The 21492-nt window shown below is 71.6% G+C and carries 20 protein-coding genes and 1 pseudogene; 12 read left to right on the top strand and 9 right to left on the bottom strand.

The features are described from left to right. Positions 1-14: 14 nt before the first annotated feature. The 3 genes from ABT078_RS02610 to ABT078_RS02600 all read right to left on the bottom strand — a co-directional run bounded on the left by ABT078_RS02610 (position 15) and on the right by ABT078_RS02600 (position 1833). Positions 15-1136 (bottom strand): HupE/UreJ family protein, encoded by a 1122-nt coding sequence (locus ABT078_RS02610; RefSeq protein WP_351223030.1) that lies wholly within the window; start codon positions 1134-1136, stop codon positions 15-17. 168 nt (positions 1137-1304) lie between these two features. Beyond that, positions 1305-1571 (bottom strand): VanZ family protein, encoded by a 267-nt coding sequence (locus tag ABT078_RS02605; protein ID WP_351223028.1) that lies wholly within the window; start codon positions 1569-1571, stop codon positions 1305-1307. Further along, the gene (locus tag ABT078_RS02600) at positions 1552-1833 is read right to left on the bottom strand and encodes a hypothetical protein (protein WP_351223026.1); all 282 of its coding nucleotides are present in this window, start codon (positions 1831-1833) and stop codon (positions 1552-1554) included. Before ABT078_RS02600 ends, ABT078_RS02605 begins: the two co-directional genes overlap by 20 nt. Positions 1834-2515: 682 nt before the next feature. Between ABT078_RS02600 and ABT078_RS02595 the strand changes: the two genes are divergently transcribed. Both ABT078_RS02595 and ABT078_RS02590 read left to right on the top strand, forming a co-directional pair. Next, entirely contained in the window at positions 2516-3055 is a 540-nt protein-coding gene (locus tag ABT078_RS02595; protein ID WP_351223024.1) for a hypothetical protein, read from the top strand. A gap of 174 nt (positions 3056-3229) precedes the next feature. After that, on the top strand, positions 3230-4042 hold the full coding sequence (locus ABT078_RS02590) for an ATP-grasp domain-containing protein (RefSeq protein WP_351223022.1): 813 nt from the start codon (positions 3230-3232) through the stop codon (positions 4040-4042). Between the two features lie 30 nt (positions 4043-4072). Here the strand turns inward: ABT078_RS02590 and ABT078_RS02585 are convergent, their stop codons facing one another. Together ABT078_RS02585 and ABT078_RS02580 are read right to left on the bottom strand one after the other, a co-directional pair. Beyond that, the gene (locus ABT078_RS02585) at positions 4073-4846 is read right to left on the bottom strand and encodes an amidohydrolase family protein (RefSeq protein ID WP_351223020.1); all 774 of its coding nucleotides are present in this window, start codon (positions 4844-4846) and stop codon (positions 4073-4075) included. After that, on the bottom strand, positions 4843-5589 hold the full coding sequence (locus ABT078_RS02580) for an amidohydrolase family protein (protein ID WP_351223018.1): 747 nt from the start codon (positions 5587-5589) through the stop codon (positions 4843-4845). The genes ABT078_RS02585 and ABT078_RS02580 overlap by 4 nt, the downstream gene beginning before the upstream one ends. Positions 5590-6087: 498 nt before the next feature. On the opposite strand from ABT078_RS02580, the gene ABT078_RS02575 reads away from it, so the two are divergent. Further along, positions 6088-6645 (top strand): TetR/AcrR family transcriptional regulator, encoded by a 558-nt coding sequence (locus ABT078_RS02575; RefSeq protein WP_351223016.1) that lies wholly within the window; start codon positions 6088-6090, stop codon positions 6643-6645. Between the two features lie 261 nt (positions 6646-6906). Here ABT078_RS02575 and ku read toward each other — a convergent pair whose 3' ends face one another. Further along, the gene (gene ku / locus ABT078_RS02570) at positions 6907-7920 is read right to left on the bottom strand and encodes a non-homologous end joining protein Ku (protein ID WP_351223014.1); all 1014 of its coding nucleotides are present in this window, start codon (positions 7918-7920) and stop codon (positions 6907-6909) included. 50 nt (positions 7921-7970) lie between these two features. Between ku and ligD the strand changes: the two genes are divergently transcribed. The 3 genes from ligD (at position 7971) to ABT078_RS02555 (ending at position 10285) form a co-directional block, all read left to right on the top strand. Further along, positions 7971-8855 carry a non-homologous end-joining DNA ligase gene (ligD, locus tag ABT078_RS02565; protein ID WP_351223012.1) on the top strand — a complete coding sequence of 295 codons (885 nt, stop codon included), beginning with the start codon at positions 7971-7973 and terminating at the stop codon, positions 8853-8855. A gap of 35 nt (positions 8856-8890) precedes the next feature. Further along, positions 8891-9781, top strand: a complete 891-nt coding sequence (locus ABT078_RS02560) for an ATP-dependent DNA ligase (protein ID WP_351223715.1) — start codon at positions 8891-8893, stop codon at positions 9779-9781. A 72-nt stretch (positions 9782-9853) separates the two neighbouring features. After that, the gene (locus ABT078_RS02555; RefSeq protein WP_351223713.1) at positions 9854-10285 is read left to right on the top strand and encodes a nuclear transport factor 2 family protein; all 432 of its coding nucleotides are present in this window, start codon (positions 9854-9856) and stop codon (positions 10283-10285) included. 88 nt (positions 10286-10373) lie between these two features. Here the strand turns inward: ABT078_RS02555 and ABT078_RS02550 are convergent, their stop codons facing one another. Beyond that, positions 10374-11192 carry a nuclease-related domain-containing protein gene (locus ABT078_RS02550; protein ID WP_351223011.1) on the bottom strand — a complete coding sequence of 273 codons (819 nt, stop codon included), beginning with the start codon at positions 11190-11192 and terminating at the stop codon, positions 10374-10376. A gap of 250 nt (positions 11193-11442) precedes the next feature. Here ABT078_RS02550 and ABT078_RS02545 point away from each other — a divergent pair, with 250 nt between their 5' ends. From ABT078_RS02545 to ABT078_RS02525, 5 genes are all read left to right on the top strand, one after another. After that, positions 11443-13473: a HEAT repeat domain-containing protein gene (locus ABT078_RS02545; protein WP_351223009.1), complete on the top strand. Its 2031-nt coding sequence runs from the start codon at positions 11443-11445 to the stop codon at positions 13471-13473. A gap of 326 nt (positions 13474-13799) precedes the next feature. Next, positions 13800-14489: a hypothetical protein gene (locus tag ABT078_RS02540; protein WP_351223711.1), complete on the top strand. Its 690-nt coding sequence runs from the start codon at positions 13800-13802 to the stop codon at positions 14487-14489. A gap of 119 nt (positions 14490-14608) precedes the next feature. After that, on the top strand, positions 14609-15967 hold the full coding sequence (locus ABT078_RS02535) for an ATP-binding protein (RefSeq protein WP_351223709.1): 1359 nt from the start codon (positions 14609-14611) through the stop codon (positions 15965-15967). Between the two features lie 26 nt (positions 15968-15993). After that, positions 15994-17394 (top strand): FtsW/RodA/SpoVE family cell cycle protein, encoded by a 1401-nt coding sequence (locus tag ABT078_RS02530; protein ID WP_351223007.1) that lies wholly within the window; start codon positions 15994-15996, stop codon positions 17392-17394. Next, positions 17391-18845, top strand: coding sequence for a penicillin-binding transpeptidase domain-containing protein (locus tag ABT078_RS02525; protein ID WP_351223005.1), 1455 nt, complete (start codon positions 17391-17393; stop codon positions 18843-18845). The genes ABT078_RS02530 and ABT078_RS02525 overlap by 4 nt, the downstream gene beginning before the upstream one ends. Positions 18846-19074: 229 nt before the next feature. On the opposite strand, the pseudogene ABT078_RS02520 reads toward ABT078_RS02525, so the two are convergent. Together ABT078_RS02520 and ABT078_RS02515 are read right to left on the bottom strand one after the other, a co-directional pair. Beyond that, positions 19075-19230, bottom strand: a pseudogene (locus tag ABT078_RS02520) (Uma2 family endonuclease); the annotation flags it as partial. Between the two features lie 65 nt (positions 19231-19295). After that, positions 19296-20402, bottom strand: a complete 1107-nt coding sequence (locus tag ABT078_RS02515; RefSeq protein ID WP_351223003.1) for a ferritin-like domain-containing protein — start codon at positions 20400-20402, stop codon at positions 19296-19298. A 129-nt stretch (positions 20403-20531) separates the two neighbouring features. On the opposite strand from ABT078_RS02515, the gene ABT078_RS02510 reads away from it, so the two are divergent. Then, positions 20532-21467 carry an AurF N-oxygenase family protein gene (locus ABT078_RS02510; protein WP_351223001.1) on the top strand — a complete coding sequence of 312 codons (936 nt, stop codon included), beginning with the start codon at positions 20532-20534 and terminating at the stop codon, positions 21465-21467. The last annotated feature ends 25 nt before the right edge of the window (positions 21468-21492 follow it).

Below are 21492 nucleotides of genomic sequence, written 5' to 3'. Positions count from 1 at the left end.
CGGGGAGGTGGGTGTCAGGTCAGGAGCGGGGAACGTTCGACGAACCAGACCAGACCGGCACCTGCGACGACGACGGTCGCCGCGACGGTGCCGAGCGTGAGGGCGCGAGCGGCGACCGGCGTGGTCGCGGCCCTGCGCAGGAACAGCAGCGCCGGGAAGGCGAGCGCGATAATCGTCAACTGGGCGAGTTCGATGCCGACGTTGAAGGCGACCAGGTTGGCCAGCATCGAAACCGACAGCGGCCCGTCGATGCTGAGCGCGCCCGCGAAGCCCAGCCCGTGCAGCAGCCCGAAGCCGAAGACCACGGGCAGCCGGTGCCCCGTCCTCGTCGAGAGCAGGTTGTCGAGCGCGACGAACGCGATCGACAGCGCGATGAGCGGCTCGACGATCCACCCGGGCACGCTGACCCAGCCGATCGCGGCCGGCACCAGGGTCACCGAGTGCGCGACCGTGAAGGCCGTGACGACCCCGACGACGTCGCGCAGCCGCTTCGCGCCCAGCAGCAGCGCCAGCAGGAACAGCACATGGTCGAGCCCGAAGTACAGGTGCTCTGCCCCGAGCTTGACGAACCGCGGGATCTCACTGAGCAGATCGGTGTGCCCCACCGTGACGCTGGTGCGGGCGGTGTCGAGCAGCGTCGAACCGCGGCTGCCATCGATGTCGTAGACCACCTTCGTCGTGGTGCCGTCGATGACGCCGTCGGAGGGGCGGAAGATGTCACTGCGGACAGTCAGCGCCCCGGACGCCGGGCAGTCGTAGGCGAGCGCGACCCGCGCCGCGCCGGAGTCGGCGAGTTCGACGCGGGCACGGTCCGCAGCGGTGCACCCGATCGAGCCGCGGCTCAGCCGCAGCCGCTCGCCGACGTACGCCTCCACGTCGCTCGCGTGCGCGTCCAGCGAACTGCGCCGCACCCCGGTCGGCACCTCGGCGGCCGTGCCGTCCGCGTCCGGGCCCAGGACACCGTCGAGGCTCAGCAGCCGGGCGAGGACGTCGTACTCCACGTCGACGACAGCCGCGACGCCGTCGCTCTGGCTGCGCAGGTCGACCACGACCGAGGTCTCACGGACGTGCGCCTGCGCCGGAGGGGCGACGAAGAGAACGGCAACAAGGGCAGCGAGAAACGTCAGCAGACGCACAGTCGAGCACTTCCGTGGTGAGGCGAACGGCGGTCGGCCCCAACCCTGCAGTGCTCGCACCACACCCGGCAACCAGAGACGACCCAGTTCACCGACCCTTCCACTGCCGGTCACCCACCAGCCGAAAGCCTGGTTTCCGGGCGTCGGAAACCGGGCTTTCGGGCCCGGCTACGAGGCCCGCGTACGAAGCCGGGTGAGCCCTGCGCCCAGGGCCCACCCGCACGAGGTGAGCATGACGTCGTCGACGTCGGCGGCGCGGTTCAACAGCAACTGGCCGAGCCCGATGAGCAGCAACAGGCCCGCACCCGCCGCGACCACCGCCACCGCCTGCGGCAGCACCACGCGCAGCAGCCATCCCACGGGGACGAACATCGCGACATTCCCGACGATGGCGACCGCAGGTCGCTCCGGGATCTCATGCCTGGCTGCGAGCATCTGCCAGCCCTCGCTGCACGTCCAGCACCAGACTGCGCAGACGCCCCGGTCGTACTCCCTCGCGCTCCAACCACTCGTCGAGGCGGGGCCGCAGATAGCGCGCCATCCCCAGCCCATGCCGGCGCAGAACTGAGCGATGGATCGAGATCTCTTCCTGGACCTCCCGGCGGAGATCGTCACTCCAGCCTTGCTCCAGGTCACCCCGCTCCAAAGGTTCCTTGAGAGCGGCCACCGCCTGACCGAGCAGCGCAAGCAGTTCCACGGTTCCTCCGGCTCGCACAGGGCAGACGCTCTTCGCAGCGGCACAGAAACCAGACTGATGGGACGGCGAAGACCACCCGCTCATTGAGCAGGTGGGCAGCAGGGTACCTTCGGCGGGTCTTTGTCGGCCTCCTCCTGACAGCCCGAGCCCGTCGAGGAGTTCCGCGATCCGGCGATCGGCGACATCCTGGCGGCCGGCGAGGCTCTTCTCAGAGTCCTGCCGGGGCCCATCTGCTCCTCGTCCACGTGCGTCGCCGCAACCGGGACGGCTACGAGGACCGTTCGCGGAGTGGCTCGCCGGGCAGATCGGGCAGAGGGTCATCGGTCCCCCACGGCAATGGGGCCGCGGACTCCACGGAAGCGGAGTCAGCGGCGTCGTTCAGCCTCACCGCTTGCCGGGCGGCATCGGCCGGGCATCGGTGCTCAAGCTGTCCTACGGCAGGTACCAGAAAGCCAGTCGTGCCCTCGCCTCTGCTCTCGTACGCACCGGCACGCAACTACGGGACAGAGGGCGAGATGCTCGACATCGCACACGGCCGTACCACGAGCTACCTGACAGAGACGGCGTACTTCACAAAAGCAGCTGCGCGAGCGCGTCGCTGGGCCCCGAGATCCCGAGGGCTGCTCACCTGCGCCAATTGCAGAACGACCGGCCTCGGAATCCCGGCGATACGATCACGACCATGAGCGACAGTGCGATCATCGTCGCGGAATTGACCGTCTCGGCGCAGGAGGCCCCTGCGCGGGCGGCGGCCGCCGCCACCTGGCTTCTCGAGCAGCAGATCATCCAACCCAACGATCAGCCTGACCCTGTCTGGCGGCCAAGTCAGTACCACCCCGGTCCCGCCGCCGCGGCGGCGGTTCGCGACTTCCGCCAATACACCGGCCTCATCGGCGACGGCATCGACATCCTCGACCGACGTCAGATCCACGACCCCGGCGGCAACTACACCCCGCCGGCCTGCCCGAACTGCACCACCCTGCTCGAGGAAGACGCACACATCACGCTGATCAAGCCCTGGCTTGACCGGGCCGAACCCTTCGTGACCTGCGAGAACTGCGCCACCGCCGCGCTCCTGGGCGACTGGACCGGCCCATGGGCCATCCACGTTGCCAACCTCGCAGTGCGCTTCAACAATTGGCCGCCGCTCAGCGACGCCTTCATCCTCGAGCTCTGCGATCACCTCGGCCCACGCTGCCGTCTGATCCACCAGCGAATCTGAGACGCCTCAAGTCCGTGACACCCCGACAAGAGCAAGTTCAGAGAGCTCCGGCGTCGTGGTGCTGAGGCGCTCCCGTCGTGGTCCTTCGCTTTCGGCCTACAGTTCTACCTCGTGCGTCTGACAATCCGGCCGGCGATCCGGGCCCGATGTCCGCGCGCGGCGAAAGGACGGGACATGGGACAGGTGCTGTACGTGACGGACCTGGCGTATCAGGCGCGGGGGCGGCGGTACTGCGACGAGGACATCCGGTTGACGGCGCGGCTGCGCGAAGACGTCACGCTCGCGCTGTGCCATCCGCGGGACGCCGAGGCGCTCATGGACTCGTTCGACCTGGTCGTCGTGCGCAACAGCGGGCCGGTGATGAACTACCGGAAGGCGTACGACTCCTTCCGCGAGCGGGCGCGTGCCGAGGGCGTGCGGGTGTACAACCCGCTGACCGGCAAGGGCGACATGGCCGGTAAGGGGTATCTGCCCGAGTTGTTCTCCGCCGGGTATCCCGTGATCCCGACCGCCGACCGGGCGGCGGACCTCGCGCGGCTGCCGGAGGTCCACGAGTACGTCGTGAAGCCGTTGCTCGGCGCGGACTCGGCGGGGCTGGAGTTCGTGCCGCGGGACGGGCTGACCGGGGTGGAGTTCGGGCAGGTGCTCGTACAGCCGCGGGTGCGCTTCCGTTACGAGGTGTCGTTCTACTTCGTCGACCGCGCCTTCCAGTACGCGCTGTATGCGCCGCGGCCGGAGCGGCGCTGGGAGCTGGAGCGGTACGAGGCGAACGGGGCGGACCTGGAGTTCGCGCGGGCTTTCGTGGAGTGGAACGGACTCGAGTACGGCATCCAGCGGGTGGACGCGTGCCGGGACGAGGACGGGCGGCTGCTGCTGGTCGAGCTGGAGGATCTCAATCCGTACCTCTCGCTCGATCTCGTCGACGCGAAGAGCCGTGAAGGGTTCGAGCGGGCGTTCGTGGAGTCGGTGCGCTCGGCGATGGGGTGAGAAAGCGGGAGGCCGGACGTCCGGCCTCGCTCAGTCCGCTCCGGTGACTCCCTTCAACAAGCGGTCCATCGTGCCGTGCAGGATCTGCTCCTTGTCCTTGTCGGTCAGGTCGGCGAGCAGCACCCGGCCGAGCCCGATCCTCAGGTCGAGGAAGACGGCGTCGGAGCCGAAGGCGATTCGGTCCGCGCCCACCTCGGCGACGAAGCGGGCCAGATGGCGCGCCGTCATCCGGGAACTGCACGTCTCCAGCACCAGGTTGGGGCAGCTGGTGGCGACGTCCGCGGCCGGGCCGTAGCCGTGGGGGGTGAAGCCCGAGTGGCCCATGAGCAGGGGCACCGTGGGGTGGCGCGGGGCGACGGCGAGGAAGTGGCGGGCGTCGTTCCAGGCGCTGCGGTGCTGGCTGTGCGCGAGGACGATACGGCCGCGGTCGGCGGCCGCCTCGAAGGCGGGGGTGTAGGCGGGGTCGTCGAGGGCGATCTCGTGGACGTCGGGGTGGAGTTTGACGCCGATGACGCCGGGTGCGTCGAGCAGGTCGCGCAGCCGGGGTGCGGCCTCGGGGTCGTGCGGGTTGTGGACGGCGTAGCCGAGGAGGCGGCCGGGATGGGCGTCGAGCGCCTCCAGGAGGAGGGCGTTCCCGGCGCGGGCGTCGGGTCCTACGGCCAGCAGGTGTGAGACACAGGCGGCGGCCACCCCGCACCGGTCCATCATCGCGACGAGGCTGTCGGCGGAGCCGTCGGGGATGGCGAAGGCGTGCCAGCGGCCCAGGTGGCCGTGTGCGTCGATGACGTTCGGGACCGCGTTCATGCCTCACCGTCCAGCAGTCGCAGCGCGTTGCCGCCGGCGATGAGGGCCGCGTCGCCGGCCGGCAGGTCGAGGGTGTCGAGCAGATGGCGCGGTCCCGCGTCGTCCGTGATCGGGGCTCCGGTGCCGAAGAGGACGCGGTGGGCGCCGTGCCGTTCGGCGAACCACTCCACCTGGCGGTGGCCGGCGAGCGTGGAGGTGTCGACGTACAGCAGCGGGTGGGTGTCGAGCAGTTCGGTGAGGTCGCGCAGGCTGCGGTAGCCGGTGCCGGTGAGGACGATCCGCAGGCCCGGGTCGGCGGCGGCGATCCGGTGCACGGCGGCGGCGGTGACGACCTCCCAGGCGAGGAGCGTGGCGCTGCCTGCGCGGGCGAGGGCGGCGGTCAGGTCGAGGGCGTGCGGTCCGGTGATGCTCCAGCCGTGCCGGTCGGGGCAGAGGCGTACGAGCGGGGCGGCGCCGTCGTGGGGGATGTCGCCCGTACCGAGGGGGCCCGGGACGAGGACCGGAACGGGTCGCAGTCGCTTGTCGTCGATGAGGTCCAGCTGTGCGTTGCCGTCGCGCGGGTCGCCGTACACCGCGTGCGAGTGGACGACGCACGCCGAGTCGATCCCCAGCCGGTCCAGTTCCCTGACCAGGCCGGTCTCGTCCCGGCTGGGGATGTCCTCATGGGGCAGGGGCCCGAGGATCCGGTTGATGTCGACAATGGTGGCGGCCGTCTCGGCCGGACCGTACTGATTGGTCGTCACATTCCGCCCTCCGCCGTCCGGTACCGCAGGGGTGGTGCCGTGCGCACCTGGCGCGCGGGGCCACCCAGCGGCACGTTACGGCACCGGCCCGATCACGTCGCGCGTGGCGCTCCCGCGTGCAGGCGCTCGGCGGCCGGCGGTGCGGCGAGCGCGCGGCGCGTACGGCGCAGCCGGTGCCGGGCCATGAACGGGTGTACGCAGCGGATCAGCCCGAAGGCGGGCCGGCCGCGGCTGTTGTGGATGGGACGACGGTCGTGAGCGTCACGTTTTCCTCACCGTCGAGCAGCGAGGCGCGGAAGTCGGGATGGGAGGCGTCCTCGCCGAGCAGCAGCTCGTTGACCTCGACCGCCTTGACGGCGAAGGGACAGCCGGTCCACCAGGGCGCCGACCGTGTCGGCGGGGGCCTCGACGACCCGCTCGTGAACGTTCCGTACCGTGCGCATCACGCACCTCCATACGGAGCGTATGTTCTCCATACGGTACCGTATGGTGGATTTCATGGCTCGACTCACCGCACAGGACTGGGCCGACGCGGCACTGGCGGCGATCGGCGAACGCGGCCTCGCCGCGGTGGCGGTGGAGCCGCTGGCAGCGCGGCTGGGGACCACCAAGGGCAGCTTCTACTGGCACTTCACCAACCGTGAGGCGCTGATCGAGGCGGCGCTGGCGCGGTGGGAGGCGCTCTGCACGGAGGAGATCATCACGGCGGTCGAGCGGGAGCCGGATCCGGAGAAGCGGCTGCGGCTGCTGTTCGCGGAGGCGACGGCCTTGGCGGCGGAGGATCCGCTGGAGGTCTCCCTCCTGGCCACCGCGGGCCATCCGCACGTCGCCGCGGTACTGGGGCGGGTGACCGAGCGGCGTATCTCGTACGTGGCGGCGCTGTTCGAGGAGCTCGGCTTCGCTCCGGTGGAGGCGCGGCGGAGGGGCTTGCTCGCGTACACCGGCTACCTGGGGCACACGCAGCTCGCCCATGCGGTGCCGGAGGCACTGCCGCGGGCGGAGGAGCGGGAGGCGTACTTGGCTTCGGTGCTGGACGCGTTGCTGCGGCGGGGGTAGGGGCCCGGACCCCCGCGCATCGCATTCGCCGCTTCGGCCGGTGCGGCCGCGAGGAGCACGCTGCCCGCGACGGCCACCGCCGTGGTGATTCATCTGCCGGTGTTGCGCACGGTCGTCCCGCTCCCCTTGATCGCTTGAGCTCTTGCTCATGACATTGAGCGATCTTGTGAGGCCCGAGTAGCGATCACAGGAGGCCGCTTTGGGCCAGTGCGCGACCGCCCGACCGCGGAACCTTCCACTCCGCGTCAGGGGGACGCGACGTCAGGCCGAGGCGCGTTTGCGCGGGGTGGTCTTCTTGGCCGCCGCCTTCTTTGTCGTGGACTTGGCCGTGGACTTGGCGGCCGCCGTCTCCTTCGTCGTCACCGTGGACTTCTTCGCACCCGTCTCCTTGGGCGCCGCCTTGGCCGCGGTCTTCTTGGCCGCCGCCTTCGTCGCCCGCTTGCGGGGCTTGAGCTCCGTGACCTCCGCGGCCCGCGCCACCCCCTCGCCCTCGCCCCCGCGAGCCTCCTTCGCCGCCTTCACGCTGCTCTCCAGTGCGGCCATGAGGTCGATGACCTTGCCGCCGCCCGCGGCCGGAGCGCGCTCCGGCTCCAGTTCGACGCCCTGGGCCTTCGCGGCGATCAGTTCCTCGACCGCCGTGCGGTAGTCGTCGTGCAGCGACTCGATGTCGACCTCGCCGAGTGTGTCCATCAGGGCGTCCGCAAGGTCGAGTTCGGCGTCGCGGATCTTGACCTCGGCATCCGGGGCGACGCCCTCCGGCTGCCGGATCTCGTCCGGCCAGAGGAGCCCGTGCATGGCGATGACGTCGTCGACGACCCGCAGCATCCCGAGCCGCTCCCGCCCGCGCAGCGCGAATTTCGCGATGGCGACCTTCTTGCTCCGTTTCAGCGCCTCACGCAGCAGCGTGTAGGGCTTGGCGGCCGGCACCCCGTTCGCGGAGAGGTAGTACGCCGCGTCCATCTGGAGCGGATCGATCTCCGAGGCCGGCACGAACGCCACGATGTCGATCGTCTTCGCCGTCGGCAGCGGTAGCGAGGCGAGGTCCTCGTCCGTGATCGGGATCATCGTCCCGTCCGCGTCCTCGTACGCCTTTCCGATCTCCGCCGACGAGATCTCCTTGTCGTCCAGCTCGCAGACCTTGCGGTAGCGGATCCGTCCGCCGTCCTCCGTATGGATCTGGCGGAAGGAGATCGACCGGCTCTCCGTGGCGTTCACCAGCTTGATCGGGATGCTGACCAGCCCGAAGGAGATCGCGCCGTTCCAGATGGATCGCACGTTTCATCCCTTTCATCCGAGTTCATCGGGTTTCATGGGATTCTCATCGTATGACGCCCATCACAGAGGTGGAGGGGCGGCGCCTTGCGCTCAGCAACCTGGAGAAGGTCCTCTACCCGGCGACCGGCACCACCAAGGGCGAGGTGCTGCACTACTACGCCCTCACCGCGACCCCCCTCCTCGCCCACCTCCGCAACCGGCCCCTGTCCTTCCTCCGCTACCCGGACGGCCCCGACGGCCAGCTGTTCTTCACCAAGAACCCGCCCCCCGGCACCCCCTCCTGGGTGCGCGTCGCCGAAGTCCCACGATCGTCGCGGGAGACGGGCGAGCAGGTCGTCGTGGACGATCTGCCGTCCCTGATGTGGGCGGCGAACCTGGTGGTGGAGTTCCACACTCCGCAGTGGCAGGTGGACGAACCCGCCAGGGCCGACCGGATGGTCCTCGACCTCGACCCCGGGCCGCCGGCGACCGTCGTGGAGTGCTGCTCAGTGGCCGTGTGGCTGCGCGAGCGGCTCGCCGCCGACGGTCTGGAGGCGTATGCCAAGACGTCCGGCTCCAAGGGACTGCACCTGCTGGTGCCGCTGGAACCGACACCGTCGGCGGACGTGTCGGCGTACGCGAGGACCCTGGCCGTCGAGGCGGAGGCGGAGCTCGCGGGACTCGTGGTGCACCGGATGACGCGGGCGCTGCGCCCCGGGAAGGTGTTCGTCGACCACAGCCAGAACGCCGCCGCCAAGACCACCGCGACGCCCTACACCCTGCGCGCCCGGTCCGAACCGACCGTGTCCGCGCCCGTGACCTGGGAGGAGGTCGAGGCGTGCGGCTCCCCGGCGGACCTGGTGTTCCGGCACGGGGACATCGAGGGACGGCTCGGCCGGTACGGGGACCTCCTCGCACCGCTCTTCGACCCCGCCCGCGCGGGCAGCCTGCCGTGAGCACGGCACGGACGGGGCACGTGCTGCGGCCGCCCCTGAAGGTGGCGCTCGCCGAGTCCGTGGCCAGGCTGCCGCGCGGGGAAGGGCTTGCGTACGAACCGAAGTTCGACGGGCACCGGATCCTGATCTTCAGGCTGGACGGCAGGGCCGTGCTGCAGGCCCGCTCGGGGCGGCTGGTGACCCCGGCCTTCCCCGATCTGGCGGAGGCCGCGCTCGCACTGCCCGACGGCACGGTCCTCGACGGCGAGGCGGTGATCTGGACCGGCGGCCGGATCGACTTCGCGGCCGTCCAGCGCCGGGCGGCCGCCACGCCGGGGCGGGCCGGGATCCTGGCGCGCCGGCTGCCCGCCTCGTACGCCGCGTTCGATCTGCTGGCGGAGGGCGGCACGGATCTGCGCTCCGCACCGTACGCACGCCGCCGCGAGCGGCTGGTCGGGCTGCTCGGCCCGCTGGGGCCGCCGCTCCAGCCGGTGCCGATGACGACGGACCCGGAGCTCGCGGCCACCTGGTACGAGACCCTGACCGCGACCGGCGTCGAGGGGCTCGTGATCAAGCGGCTCACCGGGCCGTACCGGGCGGGCGCCCGCGACTGGCGCAAGCTGCGGCACACCGACGTCCGGGACGCGGCGGTCGTCGGCTTCACCGGGCCTCAGGGCCGGCCGGCCGCGCTGGTGCTCGTGCTGCCGGACGACGACGCCCCGGTCGTCTCCAGCCCGTTGCCGCCGGCGCTGCGCACCCTCGCCGCGACCACCCTCGCGGGGCGCGGGACCAGGGCGGTCGAGGGCCGGGCGATGGCGATCGGGGTGGGCGAGGTGCCGTACCGCACGGTGGCGCCGGGGCTCGTGGCGGAGGTCGAGCAGGGAACGACGCGGCACGCGGTGGCGACCGTTCTGCGCATCCGGGACGACCTGATTAATCAAGTTTGACTAGTGAGAGAACGGGAAATATCGTCGTCACGGAAGTAGTCAAGTTTGATGAGACGAGGAGAGAGCGTGACCCTGCCCCAGCTGCCCGACACCGGCTACACCCCGACCCCCGGCGAGCTCACGAGCATCGAGGAGTGGTTCGCCGCGTACGACGCGGCGAGCGGCCGGCGGGACATCGAGCGGATGGCCGACATGGCGGTCTTCCCGCTCAACCTGGTGAGCGACGACTCGGCGGGCAACGGCGCCTCCGCGCAGTGGGACCGCGAGCAGTTCGTCGCCACCATGACCCACGTGATGGGCGACGGCACCACCGACATCACCTTCGAGTCGACGCGTACGCCCGTGTTCCTCACCTCGGCGATGGTCGTGGTCTTCACCGACTCGGTCATGACCGCGGGCGGCACCGAGCAGCAGCTGCGGTACGCGGACATCCTGATCAAGCGGGACGGGAAGTGGGCATTCCAGACGATGCTGCAGGGCGGCTGGGGGGACAACCTGCGGTAACCGCCGCTGCCACGGGCCGGGTGCGCGACCGGAAGCCGGGGCGTCGTCGGCAGCAGGTGTGCAGCCGGCATGAGGTGTGCTGCCGGCATCAGGTGCGCAGCCAGGTCCTGCGGTCACGGGCGCGCCCGTGCAGCGCCTCGATGTCCGCCGGTTTCAGCACACCGTCCAGCCGGGAGAGCGCCGGCACCTCGGTGTCGGCGAGGATCCGTACGTCCCCCGGCACGGGCGGCACGTCGAGCCGCGCCGCCCCGACCACCGCGAGCACCGGGCGGACGGCAACGGCCAGAGCGAACGAGGCCCGCTGGGCTCCCCTGCGGGCCCGGCGCAGCTCGGGCCGGGGCTCGGCTCGGCCCGTCGTGACCAGCGGGTCGGCGACCCGGACGCGACGGCCGCGGGCAGCCAGGGTCCGTACGGCGAACACACCCGCCGGGCCGATCGCCAGATGGTCGATGTGCTCGGCACCGGGCAGCGGCACGGAGTGGAGCACCCGCCACCCGGCGTTTTCCAGCCGGTCGAGCTCCGCCCCGAGCCGCTGCTGGGCGTCGAGGTCGGCAATCCGCGGATCGGCCCTCAGATGCCGTCGGCCCGCGGTTCCCTGCGCGCGCCGGTCCAGTGCGAGGTGCAGGGCCTCGCCGGGGCGGTTGGGTGCGAGGTCGTCGTCGGGACGGAGGGCGAGCCGGGCGAGCTCGTCGGCGGTCGGCACGGGCGGGGGCCCGACGGTGAAGTCGCCGGTCAGATAGGGCGCGAGGGCGGCGAGTACCTCGTCGCGGAGCTCGGTGAGGACCAGGCTGACGCGGTGGGTGTCACGGTCGTACCAGGCCGCGTTGCGGCCGCCCGGGAGGCTCACGTACAGCCGTGAACGGCCGTACTTCACCGTCGGTGTGACACGCAGTCCGAACCTGTCCATCGCTTCCTCACCCCCACCGACCATGGGAGCAGGCGGGGCGCCGGAGGGGCAATATCCCGGACGGGGGACGGACGGACCGGGTGACCGAAACCCGTGCGGCATGGCGGTTTTCCAAGTCCTCGTTGTCACCGTCCTGGTGCACACTCTCCCCTAGTCCCTGTCCGGGCGATCGGGTTGGACGGGGCCCGGGGGCCGGTGCGGTCCGATCGACCGGACAGGGACCGGCGGCTGGTTCGCGGGAGGAAACGGCGTGTTCACGGGGATCGACGAGGTCGACTGGGCGTCGCTGGACCATGCGTACGGTCCGGCGGACGACGTCCCGGGGCTGCTGCGCGGGCTCGCGTCACCAGATCCGGTCGAGCGGGAGGCCGCGCTCGACGCGATGTACGCGGCCGTGCACCACCAGGGGGACGTGTACGACTCGACGCTGGCCTGCATCCCGTTCCTGCTGGAGCTCGTCGCCATCCCGGAGGTCCAGGACCGGGGCGCCGTCGTGGAGCTGCTGACCAGCATCGGCGGCATCGAGCTGGACGGGGACGACGAACCCGGCCCGGACGAGGAGGAGTTCGAGGAGGCCGCCAACTACGCGATGGCGGCGGCCGCCGTCGCCGCCGGTGCGGATGTGTTCGTCGGGCTGCTCTCGGACGACGACCCCGGCGTGCGGCTCGCCGCGCCGTGCGCGCTGGCGATGCTGCACGGGGAGCCCGCACGGGTGCTGGCGCTGCTGTGCGGCCGGCTGGAGGCCGAGCCGGACGCGGAGGTGCAGCTCGCGCTCGTCGAGGCGGTGGGGCGGATCGCCCTGCGGCATGCCGGACTGCGCGCGGAGGCGGTGCGGTGGCTGACCGGGCTGCTCGCCCCGGCTCACGAACCCTGTCTGCGCCTGTCCGCCCTGACCCAGCTGGCCCGGTGCGGGCCGGCGAGCCTGCCGCCCGATGTCGCTGCGACGACGACGGCGCTGCTGCGGGAGGCCGACGGGCCGGCGAGCGCCGACGAGACCTGCGGCACGGACGATCTGCTGCGGACGCTGCACTCGGCGCTGGGCGACCGCGTCGACGAGCGGATCGCGCTGCTCGTGGGCCGGCTGAACAGCGGGGACCCGGGGCAGCGTACGGACGCCGTGTGGATGTGCCACGGCCTGATAAGGACCTGGCGGGGGCCGTACGACGAGCTGGTGCGGTGCATCGGGGCGCAGCTCGGCGATCCGGAGCCACGGCTGAGGGCGGCCGCGGCGAGCCTGCTGGAGAGCCTGTTCGGGCTGGCGCTGCCCGCGGCGGACGCGCTGGCGGCGCGGATCGCGGGGGCGGACGGGGGCAGGGGCCGGCACCGGGGCGCGGACGGCGGTGCGGTCCGAGGTGCGGACGGGAGCGCAAACGGGGGTGCGGACCCGTGTACAGGCGTCGCCGTGCGGGACGACCGCGCCCTGGTCGCGCTGGCCAGGCTCGGCGACCCGCGGGCGGTGCCGGCGCTGGCCGTGGCCCTGGAGGAGCCGGAGCTGCCGCGCGAGGTGGCGTTCGCGGTGCCGTATCTCGGGGCCGCGGCCGCGCCGCTCGCGCCGGTCCTGCGGCGGCGGCTCGGCGAGACCGAGCTCGACGACGGGGCGGTTCCGCTGATGCTCGCGCTGGCGGCGCTGCGGGCGGCCGAGGCGCTGCCCGAGGTGCTGCGGGTGCTGCGGGGCGCCTCGGAGCAGGGCGGCGAATGGGTGACGGAGTCCGCGCTGCGGGCGCTGACGGCGTTCGGGCCCGCGGCGCTGCCCGCCGCGCCGGAGCTGCGCACGCTGCTGGCGAGCGCGTGCCCGTCGGTCGCCGCGGCCGCGGCGAAGGCGCTCTGGGCGATCTCCGGTGACGGTGCCGTACTGCCGCCACTGCGGCAGCTCCTCGCGGCGGACGGCCCCGACGCACGGCGGTCGGCGGCCGCCGCGCTCGGCTTCCTCGGCCCCCGCGCGTCGGCCGCGGCGCCCGCTCTGCGCGAGCTCCTCGGCTCCCGAGAACGCTGGCTGCGCATGGACGCGGGGATCGCCCTGTGGCGCGTCACCGGCGACACCCGGGACGCGCTCCCGGTCCTGCTCTCGGCCTGGGAGGAGAACCGCTACGGCCGCGTCGAGGTCGCCGAATGCCTCACCGAAATGGGCCCCGCGGCCTCCCCGGCCGCCCCGCTCCTGCGCGCGGAGCTGTCCCGGCCGCGTCGGCACAACGTCCTCGACGGGGGCTCCGGGACGCACGACATCGAGCGGGACGAGCGCTTGCTGACGCTGTGCAGGCGGGCGTTGTCGGCGGGGACGTGACCTTTCCGGGCGGGCTCGTGTGTGAGCCCGCCCGGCGGTTGAGGACGGCCACACCGGACGGTGCCGGGCACGTACCGGGGGTCTGGGGGCGGAGGCCCTCCACTCGGGAACGAGCCGGGGCCCGATATGGCCCCCTGTTACACAACCGACGACACCCCGCCCAACCATCGCAATAGCGGACAGATGCCATCGATCTCCCCGGTGACCATGCCCCACGGCATAAGGTTGACCGCAACACCGATCGGCCCGAGCCCCGTCTGACGCGCAGGACGGCGTCGCCGCAGCATCAGCAGGGAGCCAGCTCCGTGAATCCGTTCCGCACCGTCATGGGCACAGCTCTGGCCGCACTGTCGGGTGTCCTGTTGCTGGCCGGCTGCGGTGGTGGCGCGGGGCAGCTGGAGAGCGCGGGGGCGACGCCGACGGCCGTGGGGCCCGTGGAGCTGTGGCCGGAGCTGCCGCCGATATCGGCGCCGCCCGTCGACTACGGGGAGAGCGACACCACGCGCGTCCCGGGGATCAGGGTGCCGGAGGGCGACGTCCGCTCGCTCGACCCGATCGCCGTCGTCCAGGCCGAGGTGGCCGCCCACCCCGAGGAGGTGACGGGAGCCGAGGGGCTCTACCCGGAGACGGCCGGGCAGATCCGCGCGTGCACGTCGAAGCCCGGCACCTGCCCGGTGCTCAGGCCGTACTACCGAGATCTCACCGGCGACGGGAAGGACGAACTGGTCGTCGCCATCACGATGCCCGAGCAGCGCACCGCGATCCGGGCCTACATGCCGGAGAACGGCGGACTGACCCGGATCATGTCCGACTCGGACGCGGTCGTGCGGGTGGATGTGGCCGGAAAGGACCTGATCATCCGCGCAGTGTCGGCCGGCATTCCCGGGTACGAGTACCGGACCGTCTGGTCCTGGGACGCCCGGCAGCGCGCGATGCTCCCGGCCCGCGACGAGATCATCCGTATCAAGCCGTCGGCGCCGGCGACGCCCACCCCGTCGGCGGAGGCCGCCCGGTGAACCCGCGCCGACCCGGCAACCGCGCCCGCCCCGACCGCGCCCGCTCCCGTAACCGCCGCACCACCCGCCGCCATCCCTTCCTTCCGCGCCTCCCCCGCCTCCCCGCCTGGACAGCGACGCTGACCTGGAAGGCCGCGCTCTTCATCACCGTGATGTGCTGCGCCCTTGCCGCGCTGCTCGGCACCCTGGTGCATGCGTCCGTGACCCGCCAGACCGTCGACCAGGCCCGCGAGAAGGCCCTCTCGCGCCTGGAGGACGTGACGCAGTCGTACGAGGCGGGCGAGCCGCTCGCCTCATACGGCGGGATCGATCCGCCCGGACTCCCGGCCGGGCTGCGCGACCTCGCAGTGAGCGGGAAGCGCGGAACGGTCGTCTCCGAATTCCAGGACCGGCCGACCATGTGGGCCGCGGGCCCGGCCGACGGCCGGGCCATAGCCGTGCACGTCGACTACACGCTCAGCGCGGACACGATCGGCAATCTGGACCGCGCGATCCTCGGCTCCTCCGTCCTCGCGATCGGTGCCACGCTGCTGATGGGCACGTTCGCGGTGACCCGGGTGACCCGCCGGCTGCATCTGACCGCACAGGTGGCCCGCCGAATCGGCGCGGGCGATCTGGACGCCCGCGTCAACGATCCCCGCACCAAGGACCCCTCGCGGCCCGAGGACGAGGTCGCCACGGTCTCCGGCGCCCTGGACACCATGGCCTCCACCCTCCAGGAGAAGCTGCTGAACGAGCAGCGCTTCACCGCCGACGTGGCGCACGAGCTCCGCACCCCGCTGACCGGGCTCTCCGCCGCGGCCGAGCTGCTGCCGCCGGGCCGTCCGTCGGAGCTCGTCCAGGACCGGGTGCGGACGATGCGCGCCCTGACCGAGGACCTGCTGGAGATCTCCCGGCTCGACGCGGGACGCGAGACCGTGGATCTCGACATCCACGAACTCGCGCCGCTCGCCGAGCGCGTGGTCAGGGCGGCGCGCGCGGCCGGTTCGGCGACGGAGTCGCGGATCGTGCGGCCGGCGAGCGTCGAGACCGACAAGCGCCGCCTGGAGCGGGTGCTGGGCAATCTGATCGCCAACGCCCATATGCACGGGGCCCGGCCGGTCGTGGTGACGGTCGACGGGCCGTCGGTGTCGGTGCGGGACCACGGGAGCGGATATCCGCCGTATCTGCTGGAGCACGGCCCTCAGCGGTTCCGTACGGAGTCCGGGTCCGGCGGCAAGGGGCACGGCCTCGGGCTGACGATCGCCGTCGGACAGGCGGCGGTGATCGGCGCGCGGCTGGAGTTCTCCAACGCGCCGGACGGCGGGGCGGTCGCCCGGCTGACACTGCCCGAGTACATCCACCTCGGCGGGGACGAGAAAGTGGACCTGGAGGAGGTGGAGGTGGAGGTGGACGGCGACGGAGGGGGTGACGGAGCCGGAAGCAGGCAATCGGCCGTCGACGGCACGCCGCCCGAGTCCGCAGATAAGCGGACATAAGATCCCTGCTTGCTACGTTGCGGGGCATGACCGCAACGGCAGCGGACGCTCCCCCGCCCGCACTTCGCCTGCCGAAACGGCGCGGGGTCGAGCTCTCGCTCCTCGTCTGCGCCGTCCTCATCTCCGTCTACGGCTACGTCGCCGTCGGGCTCACCCGCAACGACGCCGTCCCGCCCGACGCCGTCGCCTACGGCGCGGGCCTCGGACTGCTCGCCCTGCTCGCCCATCTCGCCGTCCGGTTTCGCGCCCCGTACGCGGACCCGCTCCTCCTCCCGATCGCAGTCCTCCTCAACGGCATCGGACTGGTCCTGATCTACCGGCTCGACCTGGAGACCCCCGGCTTCCGCGCCGCGCCCGCCCAGCTCGTCTGGTCGTCCCTCGGCGTCGCGCTCTTCATCGCGGTCGTCGTCCTGCTCCGCGACCACCGGCTGCTCCAGCGGTACGCGTACGTCTCCGTCGCCGCCGCCCTCGTCCTGATGATCGTGCCGATCTTCTTCCCGGCCGTGAACGGGGCCCGGATCTGGATCCGGTTCGCGGGGCTCTCCTTCCAGCCCGGTGAGTTCGCCAAGATCCTGCTCGCGGTGTTCTTCGCCGCGTATCTCGCCGCCAACCAGAGCGCCCTCGCCTACACCGGCCGCAGGATCTGGAAGCTCCAGTTCCCCACGGGCCGCGTCCTCGGCCCGATCGTCACCATCTGGCTCATCAGCGTCGCCGTCCTGGTCCTCGAACGGGACCTCGGCACCTCGCTGCTCTTCTTCGGACTCTTCGTGATCATGCTGTACGTGGCGACGGGCCGGACCGGCTGGATCGCCGTGGGACTGCTGCTCGCCGCGGTCGGCGCGGTCGCGGTCGGCACCCTCGAACCGCATGTCCACAGCCGCGTCGAGGACTGGCGCGATCCCTTCGCCTCCATCGAGGCGGGCCAGGGGCCGGGGCAGCTCGCCCAGTCGCTGTTCGCGTTCGCCGCCGGCGGGATCCAGGGCACCGGGCTCGGTGCCGGGCACTCGATCCTGATCGGCTTCGCCGGCAAGTCCGACTTCATCCTGGCGACCGCGGGCGAGGAGCTGGGGCTCGCCGGGCTGACGGCGCTCTTCCTGCTCTACGGGCTGCTCGTGGCCCGCGGTTTCCGCGCGGGCCTCGCCCTGCGCGACCCCTTCGGCCGTCTCGTCGCCGTCGGCCTCGCCGCCATCCTCGCCGTTCAGGTCTTCGTCATCGCGGGCGGGGTCACCGGGCTGATCCCGCTCACCGGCATGGCGATGCCGTTCCTCGCGCAGGGCGGTTCGTCCGTCGTGACCAACTGGATCATCGTGGCGCTGCTCATCCGCGTCAGCGACTCGGCCCGCGCCCCGCGCCCCGATGCGGTCGTCGCCGGGGCCGTCGCGGAGCCGCCGCCCGCCCTGGCCGCGCCGTCGGGAGAGGGACGATGACGCGCTACATCCGGCGCGCCGCCGCGCTCAGCCTGGTCCTGCTGGTCGCGCTGCTGGTCAACGCCGTACGCGTCCAGGTGATCGAGGCCGACGCGCTGAACGAGAACCCGGCCAACCGCCGGCCGGTCATCGCCCGTTACGAGGCACCGCGCGGCGACATCGTCGTCGGCTCGAAGCCGGTCACCGGTTCCCTGGACACCCGGCAGCAGCTGCGCCACGAGCGCACGTACCGCAACGGCCCGCTGTACGCGCCCGTCACCGGGTACGCGTCCCAGCTCTACGGCACCACCCTGCTGGAGCACGCCGAGGACGCGGTCCTGTCGGGCACGGACCCGCTCCTCGCCCCGCTCCCCCTCTGGAACGACCTGACCCGCTCCCGCCGACCCGGCGGCCGCGTCGTCACGACCGTCAAGGCCGCGCTGCAGGAGACCGCGTACCGCGGGCTCGCCGGGCGGCGGGGCGCGGTCGCCGCGATCGAGCCGTCGACCGGCAGGATCCTGGCGCTGGTCAGCAGCCCCTCGTACGACCCGGGCCTGATCTCGGGGAACAGTGCGGCCGTCACCGACACCTGGAAACGGCTCATCGCGTCAAAGACGCAGCCGATGCTCAACCGGGCCATCCGGCAGACCTATCCGCCCGGCTCCACCTTCAAGATCGTGACGGCGGCCGCGGCGCTCGACGCCCGGGTCGTCACCGACCCCGATGCCCCCACCCACACACCCGATCCCTATGTGCTCCCGGGGACGAGGACGAGGCTCCCCAACCCTGTCGGCGACTGCGAGGACGCGTCGCTCGCGTACGCGATCCAGTGGTCCTGCAACACCGTGATGGCGGACCTCGGGGTGAAGGTGGGCCTGCCCGGGATGCTGGACGCGGCGGGCAGGTTCGGCTTCAACGACAAGGCGCTGAGGATCCCGTCGGGGGTCGCCCCGTCCAACTTCGACCGGCGCATGAGCGTGGACCAGCTGGCGCTGTCGTCCATCGGCCAGTTCGACACGACGGCGACGCCGCTGCAGATGGCGATGGTGGCCGCGGCCGTCGCCAACGGCGGGGAGCTGGCGTACCCGTATCTCGTCGAGCGGACCACGACGTGGGACGGCGACACGGTGCGCGAGACACCCCGTCGCTCCTACCAGCGGGCGATGAACCCGGGGACGGCGCTGACGCTGCGGCGGATGATGATCGAGGCGGTCGAGAAGGGCACGGGCACGCGGGCGGCGATGAAGGGGGTCGTGGTGGGCGGCAAGACGGGCACCGCACAGCACGGCGTCGGCAACGCCGGTGTCCCGTACGCCTGGTTCATCGCCTGGGCCCAGGCCCCTCGCGCGCCCCGCCCCGCGGTGGCGGTCGCCGTGGTCGTCGAGGACGCGGAGGCCAACCGCGCGGAGATCAGCGGCGGCGGCGACGCGGCACCGATCGCGCGAGCGGTGATGCAGGCGGCGCTGCGCTGAGGCCCCTCACGTACCCGGGGGAGCGTCTCGCACCTCGGAAGGGGGCGGACATCCGGGCCATGGCCGGCCCGTGCGGCCATGACGACCGAGCAACCGGCCCATGAGTTCGCCCAGGTCGACATCGCACGGCTCGCATTTCCCGTGGATTCCGAGGAGTTGAAGGACATCGTCGCGCCCTCGGCCCCGTCGACGCCGTGGCCGACCGGGCCGACGGCTACATCCGGCGGCTGTCGCGATCGCGCTCCGGCGAGTCGGCCGAGACAACCTCGACGGCAAGGACGACATCCTCGGGCATGAACCATGTACGGCCGGGGCCCGTGTCCGCCTCGACCCGAACGACGAGAACGTCGGGCTCCGGCCGGCTCCGCCGGTCCGGTTTGATCGTCTTCGCGAACCGGGGAGCTCCCTCCGAACGTTTGATCACCGGTCGAGGTGGCACCCCGGTGCAGCTCAGGCCCCTCCGCCCTCCGCGATCGCCTCCTCCACCTCCGCCACCCGCTCGGCCTCCTCCGCCGCGAAGCGCTCGCGGTCCAGCTGTTCCGCGAGCTCCTCGTCCTGGCCCATCAGCAGGTCGAGGTTGGAGTCGCCGAGCTCGAAGACACCCATGTCGACGTACGCCTTCTGCAGCCGCTCGCCCCACAGGCCGATGTCCTTCACGCACGGCACGATCCGGCTGAAGAGCAGTTTCCTGAAGAGATGCAGGAACTCGGACTGCTCCGTGTACTCCTCCGCCTCCTTCCGCGGGATGCCGAAGCCCTCCAGCACCTCCAGCCCCCGGATGCGGTCCCGCATCAGATAGCAGCCCTCGATGACGAACTCCTCGCGCTCGCGCAGCTCCGCGTCCGTCAGCTGCTTGTAGTAGTCGCGCAGCGCCATCCGCCCGAAGGCGACGTGCCGGGCCTCGTCCTGCATGACGTACGCCAGGATCTGCTTGGGCAGCGGCTTGTCGGTCGTGTCGCGGATCATGCCGAACGCGGCCAGGGCGAGCCCTTCGATGAGGACCTGCATGCCGAGGTAGGGCATGTCCCAGCGGGAGTCGCGCAGGGTGTCGCCGAGCAGGCCCTGGAGGTTGTCGTTGATCGGGTAGAGCATGCCGATCTTCTCGTGCAGGAAGCGCCCGTAGATCTCGGCGTGCCGGGCCTCGTCCATGGTCTGGGTCGCGGAGTAGAACTTCGCGTCGAGGTCGGGCACGGACTCGACGATCCGTGCCGCGCACACCATCGCGCCCTGCTCGCCGTGCAGGAACTGGCTGAACTGCCAGGAGGAGTAGTGCCGGCGCAGCTCGCCCTTGTCCTTCTCGGTCATCTTCGCCCAGTGACGGGTGCCGTACAGGCTGAGGGCCTCGTCGGGGGTGCCGAGCGGGTCGTACGGGTCGACCTCGAGGTCCCAGTCGATCCGCTTGGCGCCGTCCCACTGCTTGTCCTTGCCCTTCTGGTAGAGGGCGAGGAGGCGGTCGCGGCCGTTGTCGTACTCCCAGCTGAAGCGCGCGGCGCCGGAGGCGGGGACGGACCAGACGGGTTCCCGTGGCGGGTTGGTGTAGTGGTCAAACGTCGACACGAACGGCTCCCTCGCCTCGCACTGACGAACTGACGGTCTGTTGGCAGACTCACACGTTGGTAGACGCCCAGTCAACAAGTCCCGCACAGGGGATTGACGGCGTTACTGACACGCAGTCTCATAAGTGCCATGACGACTGTGACCCCACGCGATCTCACGCTCCTCCGCGATGCCATCGGCCCGCTGCGGGACCGCGAACAGGTCGCCGAACGCCTCCTCGAATCCTCGGCCAAGCACTCCTTCGACCCCGAGACGGAGCTCGACTGGGAGGCCCCGATCGAGGAAGGAAAGTGGTTCTGGCCGCCGGAGCTGGTGTCGCTGTACGACACCCCGCTGTGGAAGAAGATGTCCGAGGACCAGCGGATGGATCTGGCCCGGCACGAGGCGGCGTCGCTCGCGTCGCTCGGCATCTGGTTCGAGATCATCCTGATGCAGCTGCTCGTGCGGCACATCTACGACAAGTCCGTGACCAGCAGCCATGTGCGCTATGCGCTCACGGAGATCGCGGACGAGTGCCGGCATTCGATGATGTTCGCGAAGATGATCCAGAAGGGTGGCGCCCCGGCGTACCCGGTGCCGCGGCTCTACCACAATCTGGCGCGCGTGCTGAAGACGGTGTCGACGACGCCGGGTTCGTTCGCGGCGACGCTGCTCGGTGAGGAGATCCTCGACTGGATGCAGCGCCTGACCTTCCCCGACGAACGCGTCCAGACGCTGGTCCGCGGGGTGACCCGCATCCACGTGGTGGAGGAGGCCCGCCATGTGCGCTACGCCCGCGAGGAGCTGCGCCGCCAGATGGTGACCGCGCCCCGGTGGGAGCAGGAGTTCACCCGCCTCAGCTGCGGCGAGGCCGCGCGGGTCTTCTCGGTCTGCTTCGTCAACCCCAAGGTGTACGAGAACGTCGGCCTGGACCGGCGGGAGGCGGTCGCCCAGGTGAAGGCGAGCGGCCACCGCCGCGAGGTCATGCAGACCGGAGCGAAGCGCCTCACGGACTTCCTGGACGACATCGGCGTGTTGCGGGGTGCGGGGCGCAGGCTGTGGAAGAGCTCGGGGCTGCTGGCCTGAGCCTCGGGGCCACCGGCCCGGGTGC

This window comes from Streptomyces sp. NPDC002133 (genome assembly GCF_040296405.1).
Classification (GTDB): domain Bacteria; phylum Actinomycetota; class Actinomycetes; order Streptomycetales; family Streptomycetaceae; genus Streptomyces.
Note: the sequence above shows the minus strand (reverse complement) of the source record. Positions and strands in the feature narration are given on the sequence as shown.